Source organism: Mesorhizobium sp. M0293 (assembly GCF_040321735.1).
Taxonomy (GTDB): domain Bacteria; phylum Pseudomonadota; class Alphaproteobacteria; order Rhizobiales; family Rhizobiaceae; genus Mesorhizobium.
Window position 1 is genome coordinate 1 of sequence record NZ_JAMYSA010000292.1, and the last position, 1,023, is coordinate 1,023.

The 1,023-nt window shown below is 61.4% G+C and carries 1 protein-coding gene; it reads right to left on the reverse strand.

Annotated elements, in window-relative coordinates:
- The coding region (locus tag NKJ06_RS35530) for an ISAs1 family transposase (protein ID WP_352812597.1) at positions 1–932 on the reverse strand (932 nt) is incomplete at its 3' end.
- Positions 933–1,023: the final 91 nt, after the last annotated feature.

The following is a 1,023-nucleotide window of genomic DNA, read 5'->3' on the forward strand; positions in this document are numbered from 1 at the left end:
TCGTCCTCATGGAAGACGACATCGAGGCTCCAGTGCAACTGGTTCTCGATGGTCCAATGTGCTCTGACGGTCTCGGCCAGTCTTTTGGGCATGAGCACTTTGGAAAGCGCGACATAGCGGACCGAGGTGGTGGGTTTGCCGCCTGCCACGCTGCGCGAGGCCTCGATGCGGCCGATCGCCTTGAGGCCGGGAAAGGCCGGCGGATCGAGCAGCCGTTTGAGCGGCAGGACCGAGGCTCTTCGCGTTTCGGTGCGGCCATGCGCGCTTTCGCTGGTCTCGAAGAAGGCGATCTCGGCAGCTGCGGCGAAGCTTCGCTCCGCCGCAGCGAACAGCTTGGGACGATTGCCTTTCAGCCCCAGCGCATAATGCGCCTTCTTGCCGATCAGCGCCTTGGCGGTGTCGGGACGGCAGTGCAGCGCATCCGCCGTCACCGTGCAGCCCTTCAAATCCAAGCTCTTCAGAAGATCCAGCGTGGCTGTGACCTCGTCGCCCTCGGGCGCGCGGGCAGCGGCAATCGACAGCCTCGTCTCGGCGTCCCACACGCTCACCATCAAAGGCGGCATAAAGACCCGACCCTTGGTGTAGCCGCGCCGCAGCGATTTGCCGTCGACCGCCACCACGCCGCGCGGCGAAGGCCCGAGCGTTTGTCGCAGCGCTGCCATGAAAGCGGCAAAGCTGCGCGAAAGCTCATCGGCATCGAGAAGTCGAAACACCCGGCTGAACGTGTCGTGGCTCGGGCAACCATGCTCCAGCGCCACGATCTCTCTCAGCTCGTCTTCCCGCCCCTCAACAAAATCGGCAATGTCAACACAGCTCTTGGCCCCACACAGGGTCGCAAGCAGAGCCAAGAACAGAAGCTCCGCCAGATCATGACGCGCGTTGATGTCACGCGGATCCCGAATTTCACGCAAAATCGAAAGCAGAAACGGCATTGGGTCTCCTCTTCAAAGAGAAGGCACCTAAAGAATCAACCTTTCCACTCAACGCAAGACTTACTCTTACTCATATGCGATTCCCCTGCCC